This is a genomic window from Phytopseudomonas seleniipraecipitans (genome assembly GCF_900102335.1).
Taxonomy (GTDB): Bacteria; Pseudomonadota; Gammaproteobacteria; order Pseudomonadales; family Pseudomonadaceae; genus Aquipseudomonas; species Aquipseudomonas seleniipraecipitans.
This window is the reverse complement of record NZ_FNBM01000005.1, coordinates 1-13,688: the sequence shown is the minus strand read 5'-3', so window position 1 is coordinate 13,688 and position 13,688 is coordinate 1. Positions and strand designations below refer to the sequence as shown.

The window sequence follows — 13,688 nt, the reverse complement described above, 5'->3', positions numbered from 1 at the left end:
TCAGGCTTTGTAAAAACGTAGCGAGCGACGGTCAGACAAGGCGAAAACGGGCGAAAAGCGGCCGGGGTCGCGCTCGACTTTACAAGTGTAAATGAGCATTTGAGCCTGTTTTTAACGCCGTCTGACCGAGCGCAGTAGTTTTTACATTGCCTGATCAGATGCTCAGGCAGAGGTATTTGATTTCCAGGTAGTCCTCGATGCCGTACTTGGAGCCTTCACGGCCCAGGCCCGAAGCCTTGATGCCGCCGAACGGCGCCACTTCGTTGGAGATCAGCCCGGTGTTGATGCCGACCATACCGTATTCCAGCGCCTCGGCCACACGGAACACGCGGCTCAGGTCACGGGCGTAGAAGTAGGAGGCCAGACCGAACTCGGTGTCGTTGGCCATGGCGATCACTTCGGCCTCGTCCTTGAAACGGAACAGCGGCGCCAGCGGGCCGAAGGTTTCGTCCTTGGAGACCAGCGCATTCTTCGGCACGTCGGCCAGAATGGTCGGCTCGAAGAAGGTACCGCCGAGGGCGTGGGTCTTGCCGCCGGAGAGGATCTTGGCACCTTTGGAAACGGCGTCCTCGATGTGCTCCTTGACCTTGGCCACGGCCTTCTCGTCGATCAGCGGGCCAGTGGTGGTACCGTCCTCCAGACCGTTGCCGATCTTCAGTTTTTCGACCGCGACCTTGAGCTTCTCGGCGAAGGCATCGTAGACGCCGTCCTGCACGTAGATGCGGTTGGCGCACACGCAGGTCTGGCCGTTGTTACGGTACTTGGAGATGATCGCGCCTTCGATGGCCTTGTCCAGGTCAGCGTCGTCGAACACGATGAAGGGCGCGTTGCCGCCTAACTCCAGAGACACTTTCTTGATGTCCTGGGCGCACTCGGCCATCAGCTGGCGACCGATCTCGGTGGAGCCGGTGAACGACAGCTTGCGCACGATCGGGTTGCCGGTCAGCTCGCTGCCAATATCGCCCGCGCTGCCGGTCACCACGCTGAACACGCCAGCCGGAATACCGGCACGGGTGGCCAGCTCGGCCAGGGCCAGAGCGGAGTAAGGCGTCTGCGAAGCGGGCTTGAGCACCATGGTGCAACCCGCGGCCAGCGCCGGGCCGGCCTTACGGGTGATCATTGCCGCCGGGAAGTTCCACGGGGTGATGGCCGCGGTCACGCCGATCGGCTGTTTGATCACGATCAGGCGCTTGTCAGGCTGATGACCCGGAATGGTATCGCCGTACACGCGCTTGGCTTCTTCGGCGAACCACTCGATGAAAGACGCCGCATAGGCGATTTCGCCCTTGGCCTCGGCCAATGGCTTGCCCTGCTCGATGGTCATCAGACGCGCCAGGTCGTCCTGGTTCTCCAGCATCAATTCATACCAGCGGCGCAGCTTGGCGGAACGCTCCTTGGCGGTCAGCGCACGCCAGGCCGGCAGGGCCTTGTCAGCCGCTTCAATGGCACGGCGGGTTTCGACCGCGCCCATCTTCGGCACCGTGCCAATCACTTCACCGGTCGCCGGGTTGTTGACCTTGATGGCCTGGCCGCTGTCGGCATCAGCCCACGCGCCGTTGACGAAAGCCTGCTGGCGGAACAGTTGAGCGTCTTTCAGTTGCATGGCGGTCTCCTCTATCCCGGCACCGCAGCGCCAGGAGATGACGAAAGAAGCTGGGAGCGAACCCAGATACGGGTAGAGCGCAGGTTATCTACTGCCTGGCAGTTCGAACGGAGGGTGCCGGTTAGAGTTCAGCTTGGCCAACACCGTCGTTTGAAATATCAAACAGATCGTAAGATTAGCCACATTAAAGGGCAATAGGCCGTTCGAGAAAATTAACATCCCAGCCGATCACCGGCATTCGGGCCGCCTTCTTATATAGCCGAAGCCACCGTCCGTACCCACCCAGCGAGCCCCGCCACCAGCATGGACGCACGCCAGCGACATGCGTATGATTGCGCCCCGCAACGCACCAGTAGCTCAGCTGGATAGAGTACTGCCCTCCGAAGGCAGGGGTCGTGGGTTCGAATCCCGCCTGGTGCGCCAAATTGATGTTTCCCCTCATCCATCAGAGATGACTCGGAAGCGAAACACAAAGCCCGCCATATGCGGGCTTTGTCGTTTTTAGCATTCGACCTGAGCCTGCGTTGACCCTTCATAAGGCGCTATTCGATCGGCGTACACCGCCTCGTGAATCGCCCCTGCAATCAGCCGGAGCAGGTAGCCAGCCCGGGTGATATAAATCTTCGTTGGGAAGCGAATTGCCAGGCGGCACTCAAGGGCAGCGACTTCTAAATGCACGCCCTGAACAGTAAAAATCCGAACTGAATACGCGCAGTGCTTGAGCTTGCGCACCCGAGTACACAGCACTGCTATTTAGTCGAAACGCCCCTGCGCACCGGGTGTCAACTGCAGCGTCGTCTGCATTCCCACTCAGGAGCCTAACTGTGTATAACCCAGCCAGCCACGCAAAAGGCGAACTCTCTCACGGCATCGTCTGGCTCGCTCGGACTGGCTACGCAGCACGCGGAGTGGTGTATCTGATCATCGGCACCTTCGCGCTGCTGGCGGCCAGAGGTAGCGGGGAAACGGTCGGCACCAAAGGCGCGATCTCGCAACTGCTTGGGCAACCTTTCGGCGAAGCGTTGCTCTGGATCATGGTCGCAGGGCTTATTGCCTACGCCGCATGGCGGATAACCCAGGCCATTACCGACCCGGAAGATCATGGCACCGATGCCAAGGGGCTCGCAGCGCGCGCAGGCCTTGTTGGTGGTGCCATCAGTTACAGCCTGCTGACCCTGTTTACGCTGGGTCTGCTGGGAAGCTCGCTCGGTGAGTCCTCCAGTGGTGGCGGTGGCAGCGGCGACTTTCTATCGGGGATGTTGGGCTGGAAGTATTCGAACTATCTGGTCTACCTGGTCGCATTGGTGCCGCTGGGCGTCGGCATCGCGCACATCATCAAGGGCTGGAAAGCCAAATTTGAAAAATACTTCGCTGCGTCGGATGACGTCATGCGCTGGGTAACGCCAGTCTCGAAGGTGGGTTTGATTGCCCGCGGCGTCTCGTTTCTGGTGGTGTCGGGCATGCTCTTCAGTGGTGGTACGCGCTACAAGCCCACCGAGCCACCAGGCCTTGAGGACGCATTGAATGCACTGCAGTCGTTGCCGTATGGCACCTTCTGGTTGGCGCTGATCGGTGGCGGACTGATCGCATTTGCGCTGTACAGCTTTTCCGAAGCGATCTGGCGGCGCATAGATACCGCGGCCGTCTTTAATTGATGTCCCGTTGCGATGAAAGCCTCGGTTAACAACGGGGCACTTTTAATACCAGCTAAAAGCGTGAAGGGCAGGCCATCTCACCTACAAGTGTGATCTGTCCCGATGACATCTAGGCCAGCCCGCCCTGTGGACGGCCGATCGCTGCCTGAAATGAAGTCAGGGCGACTTCCAAAGCATTTATAAAAGCGAGCAATAATTCTCTCGGTGAGGAAAGAGAATTACTTGGCCAAGTAGAGACAGTCCGGTGCAAGCCCGCTCCTATCATTAATTATCAACGCTCGACATCTTGAGCATCCACGTCCATATCCTCCGCCCCCACCAAAAACTTCTGCCGTAATAACGTCTCCCGGGTAATAGCAACCAGCGCATCGATCTGCATATCGGGCATTTCCGTCATGTAGGAGAGGCAGAAGCGCGCCGGCGGGATCGGTGGGTCGCAGGGCAGGGTTTTCAACAAGTTGAGGGCGAGCATTTCGCGGATCAGCGGCACGGGCAGGATGCCGATGGCATGGCCAGCGGAGACCAGTTTGGCCATGAAGGCCAGGGAGTTGCTGGAGTGGAAGGCTTCCGACGGAGCGTTACCGTCCTTGAGCCAGCTCTCGACCACCGAGTACAAGGTAGAGGGCGCGGAGTGGCTGACGATGGGGTGGCCGGCGGCGTGTTCCGGCAGGAAGGGGTCGGCGTCGATGCCCAGTTGCGGGGCGGCTACCCACTGGAAGGTCATCCAGCCGATGAAGATGTCAGTGACGTCTTCGCGAGTGGCGGGGTTGGTGAGCAGCGCCAGGTCGAGCTCGTGGTCGTTGAGCTTGCGGTTGAGCACCGCGCCGACGTCGATGGTGATTTCCAGAGTGATCTCGGGAAAGTGCGCCTTGATCTCGGCGATCACAGCGGTCAGGCCGACCATGGCCGAGCATTCGTCGGCACCCAGGCGCAGCCGGCGGTGCTGCTTCTGCTTGGCGGCGAACTGCTCCAGTTTCACGCTGTTGTTGAGCGCCAGCTCGGCGTGGCGCAATGCAATATGGCCATCGGCGGTGAGGGTCATGCGCTGCTTGCTGCGGTCGAACAGCTTGACGCTGAGCAGCGACTCCATCTCGCGGATGCGCGAGGAAATGGCCGGCTGGGTGAGGTGGAGATGGCGTGAGGCGGCATGTACACCGCCCAATCGGGCAGTCCAGTAGAAGGCCTCGATCTGCATCAGGGTAATTCGCATGATAAAAATCGTCCCCTCTTTTGTTCGCTGATTTTTATTATCGCCACAAAAACAGGCTTGTTAGGATCGGGCCAACTCTTGCCAAAAACGAATAATTAAACAGCGCATGTATATTATCGAAGCACTTCCCGACGCGATTAATCCAGAAGAACTTTCCGTTCTTATGCGAGCCGAGCCCGCCACGATTGGGCATTTCATCACCACCGGCATAGTGAGCCCGCAGATCAAGGCGCATTTCGAAAACCTGCGCACCGTCGGCACGGCGGTGACGGTGAAAATGCCCGGCGCCGACGGCGGCATCCTACATTACGCGATGGGTTGCGCGAGGCCGGGTGACTTTCTGGTGGTCGACCGCTGTGGCGAAAGCGTGACCGCTGCCATGGGCGGCGCCATGGCGTATGCCGCCAAGCAGGCAGGTATCGCTGGAATCGTCATCGATGGTTATGTCACCGACCTGGGCGAGATTCGCCAACACGGGGTGCCGGTCTGGTCGTGGGGCGCCAGCGCCATCACCACGCGGGTGAAGGGCGAGGAAGGCGAGTTCTGTACCGTGGTGCAATGCGGTGGCGTGGTGGTTCGACCAGGAGATGCGGTGATCGCCGACGAGAACGGCATCGTCATCCTGCCACCCGACCAGGCACTGGCCCTGGCCCGCCGTGCCATCGACTTCCAGGAAAACGAGAAGCACACCCTGGCGCGCCTGGCTCAGGGTGAGAAGTTTCCCGATGTGGTGGGCTCACGCTCAGTGATCGATGCGGCCATCGGCAAGGCGCGATAACGCCGGCACCAACGCGCCTAGTCAGGCGCGACAACAATTTCAATACTGACCCGCTGCACTTTTCAGGTTTCTGCCCCGTAGCTCCCCCCAAAAGAACAACAGGACTACAATGAAACTGTACTCGCTCCCCAGGGTGATCCTGGCTGCGCTGGGCTGCTCGATTGGCGCCAGCGCGCTCGCGGACGATGCGTCGTCCGTCCATTTCAACGTGGTCGGTGGCGGCAGCCACAACTACACCTTTCGCGCGGTCGAGCGTCCGTTCTGGAGCGAAACCCTGCCCGCCAGCTCGGGCGGCAAGGTCACCGCCCGCCTGATGGGCCTCTCGGAGAGCGGCCTCAAGGGCCCGGAGATGGTTCGCGTGCTGCGCGCCGGCGCGGTCGAGATCGGCATGGGCGTGTTCGCCTTCGTGGCGGGCGACGATGCGGCTTTCGAGGGCATCGACCTGCCCGGCATGGCAGCCGACATCGACACCTCGCGCAAAATCGCCAATGCCTACAAGCCGGTGCTCGCGGCGCGTATGGCCGAGCGCCACGGCGTCAAGCTGCTGGCGACCGTGCCCTATACCGCGCAGGTGTTTTTCTGCCGCGATGCCGTGAACACCCTGAACGACCTCAAGGGCCGCAAGGTGCGCGTACGTGGCCGCAACATGGCCGACATGGTCGGCGCACTTGGCGCCTCCCCCGTTACCTTGCCGTTCGCCGAAGTGGTCACCGCCATACAGACCGGCGTCATCGACTGTGCGGTGACCGGCATGGGCTCGGGCAACGCCGCCAAGTGGTACGACGTGGCAGGCCATGTGTACGACCTGCCGGTGGACTGGTCGATCGGCTTCTACGCCATGGGTCTGCAGCGCTGGCAACAGCTTTCCCCTGATGTGCAGCAACTGCTGCAGGCCCAGGCTCAGGTACTGGAGGATGCCCTCTGGACGGAAACCGCCCGAGAGAACCGCTATGCGCTGGCCTGTAACACGGGCGCAACCGACTGCCAGATTCACCGCCCCGCCCACATGCACGCCAACGCCCCCACGCGTGAGGAGCAGACCAGGCTGCGCGCCATGGTGCTGCGTATCGCCAATGACTGGGGCCAGCGTTGCGGCGCCGACTGCGTGCAGCAGTGGAACGCCACGGCGGGCAAGGCGATTGGCGTCAGCCTGACTGACCCCTGACTACCGCGAAGACCTCGCCCGACAAGGCGCTTGCCGCGCTGACCGCCAACCGTTCGCGGAGAACCTGCTCATGCAACGTACCGACACCCCGAGCCTCCGGCTCATCAATCGCATCGCCAGGATCAGTGCCTGGGTAGGCGGTATCGCGCTGATGGGCTCGGCCTTGATGATCAGCATCGACTTGCTGTTGCGCCGCCTGTTTGGCTTTTCCATGGGCGGCGCCGACGAGATTGCCGGTTATGTGCTGGCCATCGTCAGCGCCTGGGCCTTCCCCATCGCGCTGCTCAAACGCTCCCACCTGCGCGTCGACATCCTCTATTCGCGCCTGTCGCTCAAGCCCAAGGTCGGCTTCAACCTGCTGGCACTGGTCGGCATGGCGCTGTTCGTCGGTACGCTGCTGTTCCATGTGGGCGGCGTGCTGTGGGATTCCATCGTCTACCGCTCGATTTCCACCACGCCGCTACAGGTGCCGCAGTGGATTCCCCAATCCCTGTGGTTCGCCGGCTACCTGTTCTTCGCTACCACCATTCTGGTGCTCGGTTACAACAGCCTGATGCAGTTACGCCAGCAGCGCTGGGCCGCGGCCAACGCGCTGATCGGCATCAACTCCGTCGAGGAGGAGATCGAGGAAGAATCGCGCTCCAGTATCAGTGCCCGTTCAACAACAAAGGAGGGTCGCTAGATGCTGGTGTTTACCCTTATCGTGCTGCTCGGTTTACTCGGCCTGAGCGTCGCTGCGGCCGTCAGCGTGGGCCTGCTGGGCATGTCGCTGGCCGAGCTGTTTTCGGCGTTGCCGCTGAGCAATGCCATGGGCGAAATAGCCTGGAGTACTGGCGCCGAATTTCTGCTGGTGGCCATTCCGCTGTACATCCTGATGGGCGAGCTGCTGGTCTGCTCCGGCGTAGCCGGGCGCATGTATGGCGCGGCGGACAAGTGGCTGTCGTGGCTACCCGGCGGGCTGATGAACTCGAACATCGGCGCCTCGGCACTGTTCTCCGCCACCAGCGGTTCCAGCGTGGCCACGGCGGCGACCATCTCGACCATCGCCCTGCCGGAGCAGGAGCGCAAAGGCTACCCGGCGCCGCTGTTCCTCGGTTCGATCGCGGCCGGCGGCACCCTGGGCATTCTGATTCCGCCCTCGATCAACATGATCCTGTTCGCCTTGATCGCCAATATCTCGGTACCCAAACTCTATCTGGCGGCGACCATTCCCGGCCTGCTGCTGTGCGTGATGTTCGTGGCGATGATCGTGATCACCTGCATGATCTGGCCGAAGCTCGGCGGTACTCGCCAGCACGCCACCTGGGCCGAGCGCCTGGCGAGCATCCCCGACCTGCTACCGCCCATGGCGATCTTCGTGCTGGTAGTCGGTGCCATCTACAGCGGTTTCGCCACGGCCAGTGAGTCGGCGGCATTGGGCGTACTGGCCGCGTTCGGTCTCGGCCTGTTCCGGCGCACCTTCACCTGGCAGAACCTCGGCCAGGCATTCGAGTCGACCATGCGCACCAGCGGGATGATCATCTTCATCACCCTGTCGGCATTCTTCCTCAACTTCGTGCTGTCGGCCATCGGCCTGACGCCCACGCTGGTCAGCTTCATCACCGGTCTGGAACTGTCGCCGATGGCCACGCTGCTGGCGATCATCCTGTTCTACATCATCCTTGGCTGCTTCATGGACACCCTGGCGATGCTGATTACCACCGCGCCACTGGTGGTGCCGGTGATTGTTGCACTGGGCTTCGACCCCTTATGGTTCGGCGTGATTCTGATCATCCTATGCGAGTTGGGCCAGATAACGCCGCCCTTCGGCATGAGCTTGTTCGTGGTGCAGAGCATTCGTAACAAAGGTAACTTCACGGACGTAATAATCGGCGTATTGCCCTTCTGCCTTGTGCTGCTGTTATTGATTGCCCTGCTGATTATATTTCCGCAACTTGCTCTTTGGTTACCGACATTTGCGTAGACAATGTTCACGCTGATACGCCCGTCATTCACGCCACAACTACCAGGACATCTGTAAAAGGATGTGCACCACGCCTTAATTGGTTGGCCCAGCCTCATACGTCGCCAGCGGAGTCCGCGCCGCCGGCGGCGCGCGGCTGGCTGACTATTAGCAACGCCGCGACAGCAGCGCGTTAAATATTGGCATTTAAGGTCTCCCCGTGCGTGATAAAAGTGCACACCCGCTCATATCTGCCGTTTTTATCAACCTAATAAAAACATTGAATCCGACTCTTCGGGTAGTTGCATTGACACCCAAAGGCAATGAGAAAAGAATCAAATCACCGCGTATGACTGCATACGACCAATAATAAAAAGGTGATACATGCCCGCCTATTGCTCAACGGCCAACGCTGCCGTATCGGTAACTTTCACGAGTGCCGACAATAATTATCAAGCCACTTCCTTACTTCGCTCATCTGCCCACTTGCTGGAGAGCGCACCGTGAAAAATGTTCTGACTATCTACTTCGCTGCACTGAAAGTGCTGATCGTTTCAAGCCTGGTCTGTATCACCCTGCTGATATTCCTCAACGTCGTGCTGCGCTACGGCTTCAACTCCGGGCTGTTCTTCAGCGAGGAAATTTCGCGGCTGGCTTTCGTCTGGCTGGTGTTCGCTGGCGCGCAATTGATGCTCCACGAGAACGGCCATATCGGCGTCGACATGCTCACCAGTCGCGTCTCACCCGTGGTCGCCAAGTACCTGCTGGTGATCACTCAGTTGCTCATGCTCTACGTCACCTGGCTGTTCCTGCTCGGTAGCTGGAAACAGACGCTGATCAACCTGCATGTCGGCGCACCTTCCACAGGCGTGTCCATGGCGCTGTTCTATGGCGCAGGCCTGGTGTTCTCGGTGCTCAGCGCCTTGCTGATAGCCACCCAACTGATCGACAACCTGCGAAAGCCGGCTGGCAGCTACCGCCCGCAACGCAGCGATGAAGAAGCGCACGTGCTGTCCTCCACCGAAACCGGGGTACTCAAGTAATGGCCCTTACCGTATTCGTCGGCGTGCTGATGGCCGCCATTCTGATTGGCGCGCCTATCGCCTATGCCCTGATTCTCTGCGGCGTTGCCCTGATGTGGCTGCTAGGGCTGTTCGATGGCCAGATCATCGCGCAGAACATCATCAACTCCGCCGGCAGCTTTCCCTTGCTGGCGATTCCTCTGTTCATCATCGCCGGTGAGGTGATGAACAGCGGCGGGTTATCCAAACGCATCATCAACCTGGCTATTGCCATGGTCGGTCACCTGCGCGGTGGCTTGGGCTACGTCGCCATCTTTGCTGGCGTGCTGCTGTCGAGCCTGTCCGGCTCGGCACTCGCCGACGCCGCCTCGCTGACCGCCTTGCTGCTGCCGATGATGGTTATCGCCGGCTACAACAAGAACCGTTCGGGCGGGCTGATCGCTTCGGTCTCGGTGCTCGGTTCGATCATCCCGCCGAGTATCGGCTTCGTGGTGCTCGGCGTGGCGTCCGGGCTGTCGATCACCAAACTGTTCCTTGCGGGCATCTTCCCGGGCCTGCTGATCGCGTCGGCACTGTGCGTGGCCTGGTGGCTGGTATCGCGCCGCGACACCGATGTGCAACTGAGCCCCAAGGCGAGCGGCAAGCAGCGGGCCAAGGCGTTCGTCGACAGCATCTGGGCACTGCTGCTGCCGGTGATCATTGTCGTCGGCCTGCGCTTCGGCGTGGTCACGCCAACCGAAGCCGGCGCCGTGGCCAGTGTGTATGCGCTGCTGGTGTCTACGCTGGTGTACCGCGAGCTCAACCTGAAGGATCTCAACGCCCTGCTGCTGCGCGCCGGCAAGACCACCGCGGCAGTGATGTTCCTGGTCGCGGCCGCTTCGATCCCGGCGTGGATGATCACCATTGCCGATATTCCCGGGCAGATCATCGACCTCATTCAGCCGGTGATGGACAACCCGAAACTGCTGATCCTCGTGCTGATGGCGCTGATCCTGCTGATCTCCATGGTCATGGACCTGACCCCGACCATTTTGCTGCTCGCGCCGATCCTGGTGCCGGTGGTGACGGCGGCGGGTATCGACCCGATCTATTTCGGCGTGCTGTTCATGATCAATTGCTCGATCGGCCTGATCACCCCACCGGTGGGCACGGTGCTCAACGTGGTCGCCGGTATCGGTCGCATGCGCTACGAAGCGCTGCTCAAAGGCACCTTCCCCTTCCTGATCGCCGAAGTGCTGGTGCTTTTCCTTCTCGTGGCCTTTCCGGAACTGGTCATCGTTCCAGCCGGCTGGTTCGCCAAATAACAACAACCAACAACTAGGACTTCCCCATGAAAAAGCAACTGACTGCACTCGCTGCCCTGCTACTGGCCAGCAGCCTGAGCTTCGCCGCAGAGTACAACTCGCACACCATCAAATTCGCCGCCACCAGCCCGAAAGGCACCCCGCCAGCGATCGGCATGGACCTGTTTGCCAAGAAAGTCAGCGAGCGCAGCGGCGGCAAGATAAAGGTGCGCACCTTCCCCAATGGCGTGCTGGGCGGTGACGTGCAGGTGCTGTCGTCGCTGCAGGGCGGGGTGATCGAGATGATGACCTGGAACGCCGGGCTGATGCTCAACCACGTTACCGACTTCGGCATCCTCGACTTCCCGTTCCTGTACACCGACACCGCCAAGGTCGATGCAATGCTCGACGGGGAAGTCGGCAGGATGCTCACCGACCAGCTACCCGAGCAGAAATTGGTCGGCCTGGCATTCTGGGAATTGGGGGTGCGCAACCTCACCAACAACAAGCGCCCGGTAGAGAAGCTGGAAGACATCGCCGGCCTGAAGATCCGCGCCCAGCAGTCCCCGCTGTTCCTTGACGTATGGCGAGCGCTCGGCGCCAACCCGACCCCGCTGCCGTTTACCGAAGTGCACACGGCATTGGAAACCGGCACGGTCGACGGCCAGGAAAATCCGGCTGCGCTGATTCTCGCCTCGAAGTTCAACGAAGTGCAGAAGTACATGAGCCTCACCCGCCACAACTACAACCCGCAGATAGTCCTGATCGGCAAGACCTTCTGGGACACGCTCAACGACGACGAGAAAAAGCTGCTCACCGACGTGGCCATGGAAGTGCGCCTCGAGCAGCGGAAGATTTCTCGCGAAGCGGACAGCAAGGCCATCGCCGAACTGGAGGCGTCCGGCATGCAGGTCAATAAAGTATCGGATGCGGAGATTGCCCGCATTCAGGAAACCGTCCGTCCCGTCGTCGACAAATACGCAGCGAAGATCAATCCAGAACTCGTGAAGAAGGTTTACGAGGCCATGGACGTCGCCCAGCCCTAAACACCGCAGCATCGCTGCACGAACACGTGCGCTCAATCGCTTGGGCGCACTCTACCTGTCATAGAGGAAAATCATGAAAATTTCGGTCGCGCAGATCCACCCCGTTCCCGGCAACCCGACCCAGACCATCGCGAAAGTCGCCGAGCTATCACGCCAGACAGCACTCGAAGGTTCGCGCCTGATCGCCTTCCCGGAATGCCTGCTCACCGGCGGCTCGTTCGACAGCCGTGAAGACCTGGAGCGCGGCGCCATCGACATCGACGCGCTGGCCCCACTGCTGGCCGTCAGCGCGGAGACCGGTATCTACATCATCGCCGGCTTCTACGAGCGCCGCCCGGATGCCATCTTCAACACCGCCGCGCTGATCGGCCCTGAAGGCATCGTCGGCCTGCACCGCAAACGTCACCTGCCGTTCATGATCGGCGACCGCTTCACTGATACGCCGGAAGAGTGGACGCCACCGGTCTTCGATACCGCGATCGGGCGGATCGGCATGGCTATCTGTTATGAAATCCGCTTCCCCGAAGTCGTACGCACCCTGGCTCTGGAAGGCGCCGATATCGTCGTACTGCCAGCCGCCTGGCCAGAGCAGGCGCGCATGCTGCCGGACATCTTCAGCACAGTGCGCGCCGCCGAGAACATCGTCTACTTCGTCGCGCCGAACCGCAACGACATGGACGGCGGCATGCAGTTCATCGGCATGAGCCACATCATCGAACCGTCCGGTAAAACGCTGGTACGGGCTGGTGCAGAGGATGGCGTATTCACCGTCGAGATCGACATCGAGAAGGCGCGCAACAAATCGCTGATCCGCGAGCCCGGTGTGTTCGAAGTGCACCCGTTCCGTGATCGCCTGCCCGATACCTATCGCATCTGAGGTGACGAGATGAACAGTACACTCAAACAGCTGATGGCCCGCTCGCACACCTACGGCATGAACATCTACAGCACGTCGTCCATGCCCATCGAAGTGGCGGGAAACTGGGGCCTGGATTTCGTGTTCATCGATGCCGAGCACACCTCATTGGGTGTCGACCGCGATATGGAAAAGTTGATCCTGGCGGCCAAGTGCTCCGGCATTCATAGCCTGGTACGTGTGCGCGGCACCCTTGAATGGGATATTCGCAAGGCACTGGAAATGGGCGCTTCGGGGGTGATCATCCCCCAGGTGCACAATGCCGAACAGATGCGCACCATCATCCGCTACAGCAAGTTCCCGCCCATGGGCCGCCGTGGCGGTGACAGCTCGGTACGATCGGCCAACTACGCAGGGCCGAACTTCGACTGGGGCAGTTATACCCAGACAGAGAACGATCGCAGCGTGATTGTACCGATGGCAGAGAGCTACGAGTTCTTCGACAACATCGACGAGATCCTCGACGTCGAATGTATCGACGCCGTGCACTTCGGCCCGGCCGACTACTCACTGTCGCGCCAATTGCCAGTCGACTATCGGCTGGGCAATCCCGAAGTGCTACAACGCCTGGAACTGCTGATCGAGAAGTGCCATGCCCGCTCGATCCAAGTCATGGTGCCCTGCTTCCCCGCCGACGGCGAAACCGCCAAACGCCTACTCGAGATGGGCAGCGACATGCTGCTGATGGGCAGCGACCTGTCCTGGCTCAACCAGGCTGGGCGCAGCATTGCCGCAGTGAAGGAACAACTGCTGTAGTTGAGCACAACGCCAAACAACGAAGCCCGCTATATGCGGGCTTCTTCGTTTTTGTGGGGCGGGCCTCTTTGCAGCCGGCTTGTTGGCGAAGCGGGCTTGAGAGCATCGCCGGCAAGCCGGATCCTAAGCGCGACCTGCAGCCTGTTCGCTACATTCGGTGTACATAGCCGGGAGGTATTTGAGCGCCCCAGCGAACTCAAATCCCTGCCCCGGGTTACGCCTTCGGCTAACCCAGGCTATAAAACCTCCACGCTCGCGTAGGGTGGAAGACGCTCCACCCTTCCACCACAAGATCGCCACTGCCCTCACCTG

At 60.6% G+C, this 13,688-nt stretch carries 12 protein-coding genes and 1 tRNA gene; 11 read left to right on the top strand and 2 right to left on the bottom strand.

The window, feature by feature from the left end:
• Nucleotides 1–154: 154 nt before the first annotated feature.
• Nucleotides 155–1,603, bottom strand: a complete 1,449-nt coding sequence (gene gabD / locus BLS60_RS12025; protein WP_092368298.1) for an NADP-dependent succinate-semialdehyde dehydrogenase — start codon at nucleotides 1,601–1,603, stop codon at nucleotides 155–157.
• 346 nt (nucleotides 1,604–1,949) lie between these two features.
• On the opposite strand from gabD, the gene BLS60_RS12020 reads away from it, so the two are divergent.
• Both BLS60_RS12020 and BLS60_RS12015 read left to right on the top strand, forming a co-directional pair.
• Nucleotides 1,950–2,026 (top strand) — tRNA-Arg (locus BLS60_RS12020).
• A gap of 401 nt (nucleotides 2,027–2,427) precedes the next feature.
• A complete protein-coding gene (locus tag BLS60_RS12015) occupies nucleotides 2,428–3,258 on the top strand; it encodes a DUF1206 domain-containing protein (protein ID WP_092368295.1) in 831 nt (276 codons plus the stop codon).
• A gap of 271 nt (nucleotides 3,259–3,529) precedes the next feature.
• Here BLS60_RS12015 and BLS60_RS12010 read toward each other — a convergent pair whose 3' ends face one another.
• Nucleotides 3,530–4,468, bottom strand: a complete 939-nt coding sequence (locus BLS60_RS12010; protein WP_070881110.1) for a LysR family transcriptional regulator — start codon at nucleotides 4,466–4,468, stop codon at nucleotides 3,530–3,532.
• A 163-nt stretch (nucleotides 4,469–4,631) separates the two neighbouring features.
• On the opposite strand from BLS60_RS12010, the gene BLS60_RS12005 reads away from it, so the two are divergent.
• From BLS60_RS12005 to BLS60_RS11965, 9 genes are all read left to right on the top strand, one after another.
• Nucleotides 4,632–5,246, top strand: coding sequence for an RraA family protein (locus BLS60_RS12005; protein ID WP_244153400.1), 615 nt, complete (start codon nucleotides 4,632–4,634; stop codon nucleotides 5,244–5,246).
• A 109-nt stretch (nucleotides 5,247–5,355) separates the two neighbouring features.
• A complete protein-coding gene (locus BLS60_RS12000) occupies nucleotides 5,356–6,411 on the top strand; it encodes a TRAP transporter substrate-binding protein (RefSeq protein ID WP_092368290.1) in 1,056 nt (351 codons plus the stop codon).
• Nucleotides 6,412–6,481: 70 nt separating this feature from the next.
• The gene (locus BLS60_RS11995; RefSeq protein ID WP_092368287.1) at nucleotides 6,482–7,093 is read left to right on the top strand and encodes a TRAP transporter small permease subunit; all 612 of its coding nucleotides are present in this window, start codon (nucleotides 6,482–6,484) and stop codon (nucleotides 7,091–7,093) included.
• Nucleotides 7,094–8,374, top strand: coding sequence for a TRAP transporter large permease (locus BLS60_RS11990; RefSeq protein ID WP_092368284.1), 1,281 nt, complete (start codon nucleotides 7,094–7,096; stop codon nucleotides 8,372–8,374).
• 482 nt (nucleotides 8,375–8,856) lie between these two features.
• Entirely contained in the window at nucleotides 8,857–9,396 is a 540-nt protein-coding gene (locus BLS60_RS11985) for a TRAP transporter small permease (protein ID WP_092368281.1), read from the top strand.
• Nucleotides 9,396–10,679, top strand: a complete 1,284-nt coding sequence (locus tag BLS60_RS11980) for a TRAP transporter large permease (protein ID WP_070881116.1) — start codon at nucleotides 9,396–9,398, stop codon at nucleotides 10,677–10,679. Before BLS60_RS11985 ends, BLS60_RS11980 begins: the two co-directional genes overlap by 1 nt.
• 26 nt (nucleotides 10,680–10,705) lie before the next feature.
• Entirely contained in the window at nucleotides 10,706–11,704 is a 999-nt protein-coding gene (locus BLS60_RS11975; protein ID WP_092368278.1) for a TRAP transporter substrate-binding protein, read from the top strand.
• 73 nt (nucleotides 11,705–11,777) lie between these two features.
• Nucleotides 11,778–12,581, top strand: a complete 804-nt coding sequence (locus BLS60_RS11970; RefSeq protein ID WP_092368275.1) for a carbon-nitrogen hydrolase family protein — start codon at nucleotides 11,778–11,780, stop codon at nucleotides 12,579–12,581.
• Nucleotides 12,582–12,590: 9 nt separating this feature from the next.
• Nucleotides 12,591–13,376 (top strand): HpcH/HpaI aldolase family protein, encoded by a 786-nt coding sequence (locus BLS60_RS11965; protein WP_092368272.1) that lies wholly within the window; start codon nucleotides 12,591–12,593, stop codon nucleotides 13,374–13,376.
• Nucleotides 13,377–13,688: the final 312 nt, after the last annotated feature.